Source organism: Micromonospora sp. NPDC049799, assembly GCF_040656655.1.
Lineage (GTDB): Bacteria > Actinomycetota > Actinomycetes > Mycobacteriales > Micromonosporaceae > Micromonospora.
The window spans coordinates 1-3,871 of record NZ_JBFAMU010000469.1 but is presented as its reverse complement, the minus strand read 5'-3'; the positions used below and the strand labels follow the sequence as shown (position 1 = coordinate 3,871).

At 74.1% G+C, this 3,871-nt stretch carries 3 protein-coding genes and 1 pseudogene; 3 read left to right on the top strand and 1 reads right to left on the bottom strand.

Features of this window, described 5'->3' with window-relative positions; all coding sequences use genetic code 11:
* From AB0I76_RS24630 to AB0I76_RS24620, 3 genes are all read left to right on the top strand, one after another.
* On the top strand, nucleotides 1-1,047 hold a 1,047-nt coding region (locus AB0I76_RS24630; protein WP_357039854.1), incomplete at its 5' end, for an iron ABC transporter permease.
* Nucleotides 1,048-1,159: 112 nt separating this feature from the next.
* The gene (locus AB0I76_RS24625; protein ID WP_357039850.1) at nucleotides 1,160-2,065 is read left to right on the top strand and encodes an ABC transporter ATP-binding protein; all 906 of its coding nucleotides are present in this window, start codon (nucleotides 1,160-1,162) and stop codon (nucleotides 2,063-2,065) included.
* A 51-nt stretch (nucleotides 2,066-2,116) separates the two neighbouring features.
* Nucleotides 2,117-3,061 (top strand): iron-siderophore ABC transporter substrate-binding protein, encoded by a 945-nt coding sequence (locus AB0I76_RS24620; RefSeq protein ID WP_357039847.1) that lies wholly within the window; start codon nucleotides 2,117-2,119, stop codon nucleotides 3,059-3,061.
* 114 nt (nucleotides 3,062-3,175) lie between these two features.
* Here the strand turns inward: AB0I76_RS24620 and AB0I76_RS24615 are convergent.
* A pseudogene (locus AB0I76_RS24615) lies at nucleotides 3,176-3,871 on the bottom strand (hypothetical protein); the annotation flags it as partial.

Below are 3,871 nucleotides of genomic sequence, written 5' to 3'. Positions count from 1 at the left end.
GCCCCCACCACTTTCGCCGGGCTGCCCGGACGCTCGCTGCTGCGGGTCGGCCCGGTCAGCGTGCAGGTCCGCCGCCGGGCGGTGCTCGTCGCCGCCGCGACGACGGTGCTGCTGCTGGTCGCCGGTCTGCTCAGCCTCTCCCTCGGCACCCCGTACGTCGCCACCCCCGACGTGCTCCGCGCGCTCTCCGGCGCCGGCACTCCGTACGACCTGGTGGTCCTCGATCTGCGGCTGCCCCGGCTGGTGCTGGCGGCGGTGGCCGGCGCTGCCTTCGGCGTGGCCGGCACCCTGATCCAGAGCGTGGCCCGCAACCCCCTCGCGAGTCCCGACGTCATCGGCGTCACCCAGGGTGCGGGCCTGGCCGCCACGGTCGCCCTCACCAGCGGTGCCGCCGCCGTCCTCGTCGCGCCCAGCGCGCTGCTCGGGGGGCTGGTCGCGGCGGCACTGCTGCTCGCCCTCGGCGCCCGGCACGGGCTGGCCGCGCAGCGGTTCGTGCTCGCCGGCGTCGCGGTCGCGTTCGCCCTGCGCGCGCTGACCGAGGTGGTCCTGCTCACCGCCGACCCCATCGACGGCCTGCGAGCGCAGATCTGGCTGATCGGCACCCTCGCCGGGAAGGGCTGGACCGAGACGCTCTGGATCACCGCCACCCTCGCCGCGCTGCTGCCGGTGCTGGCCTGGGCCGGCTGGGCGCTCAACAGCAGCGCCCTGGACGACGACACCGCCCGGGGCATCGGCCTGCGGCCCACGGCCCGCCGGATCGGCCTCGCCGGCACCGGCGTCGCCGTCGCCGCGATGGTCACCGCGCAGGTCGGCGCCGTCGACTTCGTCGCCCTGGTCGCCCCGCAACTGGCCCGGCGGCTGGTCCGCGCCGAGCGTCCCCCGATGGTCTGCGCCGCCCTCGTCGGCGCGCTGCTGCTGGTGCTCGCCGACCTGGCCGGCCGTCGGTTGTTCGCACCCACCCAGCTTCCCGCCGGGGTGCTCACCGCCGCCATCGGCGGCCCGTACCTGATGTTCCTGCTGCTCCGCGGTCGCCGGAGGCCGACGTGACCGCCTCCGTTCCCGGCCGGGTGGCGGTGGCCCCCGTGCCGACTCCGCCCGCCGGCCACCGTGGCGACGGCGCCGCCATATTCCCGTTCGCCGACCCCTGCAAGGAGGCGTGATGCTCTCCACCCGCGACCTGGTCGCCGGATACGACGAGCGGACCGTGCTGGACGGGCTCGACCTTGACCTGCCCGCCGACGCCTTCACCGTCATCGTCGGCCCCAACGCCTGCGGCAAGTCGACGCTGCTGCGCACCATGGCCCGCCTGCTCACGCCCCGGCGGGGGACCGTGCTGCTCGACGGCACCGCCATCCGCGACCTGCCCACCCGCGAGGTCGCCCGCCGGCTCGGCGTGCTGCCCCAGAGCCCGCTCGTCCCCGAGGGCGTCACCGTCGCGGACCTGGTCGGACGGGGTCGGCAGCCGTACCAGCGGTGGTGGCGGCAGTGGTCCGACGAGGACGCCGCCGCCGTCGACCGGGCGATGGCCCTCGCCGACGTCGCCGGGCTGGCCGACCGGCCGGTCGACACCCTCTCCGGCGGGCAGCGGCAGCGGGTCTGGATCGCCATGACGCTCGCCCAGGACACCGAGGCGCTCCTGCTCGACGAGCCGACCACGTTCCTCGACCTGGCGCACCAGGTGGAGGTGCTGGACCTGCTGCACCGGCTGCGTGTCGAGCGGGGCCGGACCGTCGTGGCCGTGCTGCACGACCTCAACCAGGCCGCCCGGTACGCCGACCACCTGATCGCCATGCGCTCCGGCGCCGTGGTGGCCGCCGGGCCACCCCGCGAGATCCTCACCGCCGACCTGGTCCGGGACGTGTTCGGCCTCGACTGTGTCGTCGTTCCCTGCCCGGTGACCGGCGCGCCGCTCGTGGTGCCCGGCCTCACCTCGCCGTCCCTGTCGCCCATCGCCTCCGTCTCGGCCCCCGTTCCGGTGCCGACTCCGACTCCGGCTTCGGACCCGACGACGGATCCGACCCCCTCCGCTCCGGCGGCCACCGCTCCGGTGTCCCGCCAGCCCTGACCGGCCCGCGCGGCGTCGCCGCGCACCGGCTCGTACCTCGAAAGGAACCTCATGCGTCGTCTCGCCGCCGCACTCACCACGGCGCTCGCCCTCGGCGTCGGTCTTACCGCCTGCGGTGAGAGCGACCCGGTCGCCGGCACCACCACCGGGGAGACCCGGGAGATCACCCACGCCATGGGCACCACCAAGGTGCCGGCGGAGCCGAAGCGGGTCGTGGTGCTCGACACCGACAAGATCGACACCGCGCTCTCCCTCGGCGTGAAGCCGGTCGGCGCCGCCACCGCCGGCGAGGCGAAGAGCTGGCCGACGTACTTCGGCGAGGACAAGCTCGCCGGCATCACCGAGGTCGGGGTGCTCACCGAGCCCGACCTGGAGGCGATCAACGCCCTCAAGCCGGACCTGATCCTCGGCAGCAAGTTCCGTCAGGAGAAGTTCTACGACGAGCTGGCGGCCATCGCGCCGACCGTCTTCACCGAGAAGGTGGGCATCACCTGGAAGGAGAACTTCCTCCTCGACGGCAAGGCCCTCGGCAAGGAGCAGGAGGCTCGCGGGTTGCTCGACACCTACGAGAAGCGGGCGAAGGACTTCGGCGCGTCGCTCGGTGACGCCGCCACCCGCGAGGTCTCCATCGTGCGGTTCATCCCCGGCGCCATCCGCGTGTACGGCCCGGACTCGTTCTCCGGCATCGTCATCGGCGACACCGGCCTCGGCCGCCCCGAGCGGCAGAAGCTCGACGGCAAGGAGGACAAGCGCTTCGACCTGGTCAGCCCCGAGCGGATCAGCGAGGTCGACGGCGACGTGGTGTTCGTGACCGCGTACGGCGAGAAGGCGGTCGCCGAGCAGGCCACCGTCACCGGCGGCAGCCTGTGGAAGAACCTGTCCGCCGTCAAGGCGGGCAAGGCGCACGTCGTCAGCGACGAGGTCTGGATGACCGGCATCGGCGTCGGCGCCGCCAACAAGATCCTCGACGACCTCGCCAAGTACCTCGCGGCGTAACGCCCCACCCCGCGCGCGCCGGGTCGTGCAAGATCGTGCTCGATCCCTGAAGTAGTGGCCTCCCCAACGGTGGGAGGCCACTACTTCCCTGTTCGGGCACGATCTTGGGAAGGGTCAGACCCGTGCGGCGCGGTGACCGCGGGACCGCAGGGCGGCGCGCACCTCTGCCAGGAAGCCGTCGAGGTCCTCGCGGAGCCGCTTCGACGTCACGTGCAGCACGATCCAGTCATCGCCCTGGAGTCGGTTGAGGCGGCGGCGGTCCCGGTGGAACTGCCCGGGCTCGTCGTGCCACAGCCCGTCGTACTCCACCGCCACCTTGAACTCCGGCCAGGCCAGGTCAAGCCGCGCGACGAAGCGCCCCCGGTCGGTGACCACCCACTGGGTCCGTGGCCGGGGCAGGCCCGCGAGGACCAGCGTGACGCGGGTGCGTGACTCCTGCGGGGACTCCGCGCCGGCGTCCGCCAGGTCCACCGCGCGCAGCATCGCCCGCCAGCCACGCTGGCCGGCCCGGGCGAGGGCGTACTCACGCAGGGCCTCCATGGTGGTGAGCCGCGCGGCCAGCAGCGCGTCGATGATCACGACTGCCTCGACGACGTCGAGCCAGCGGGCGACGTCCCAGCAGGTCCGGGCCGGGGTGGTCACCGTGACTCCGGCCCGTTCGACGATCTCGGTGCGGTCGACGAGAGCCCGGTGGATCCTCAACCCAGCGGTCGGCCCGATCCGCGAGGACGTCGGCCGGGTCCCGACACGGCCGGCCGCGAGGGCGGTGGTCGTGGGGGTGGTGTCCGCGCCGGCGGTGCCTGCGCCGGC

Excerpts from the sequence above, each read along its gene's own strand:
- AB0I76_RS24625 (WP_357039850.1), top strand. The coding sequence starts at position 1,160 with ATGCTCTCCACCCGCGACCTGGTCGCCGGATACGACGAGCGGACCGTG.
- AB0I76_RS24620 (WP_357039847.1), top strand. The coding sequence starts at position 2,117 with ATGCGTCGTCTCGCCGCCGCACTCACCACGGCGCTCGCCCTCGGCGTC.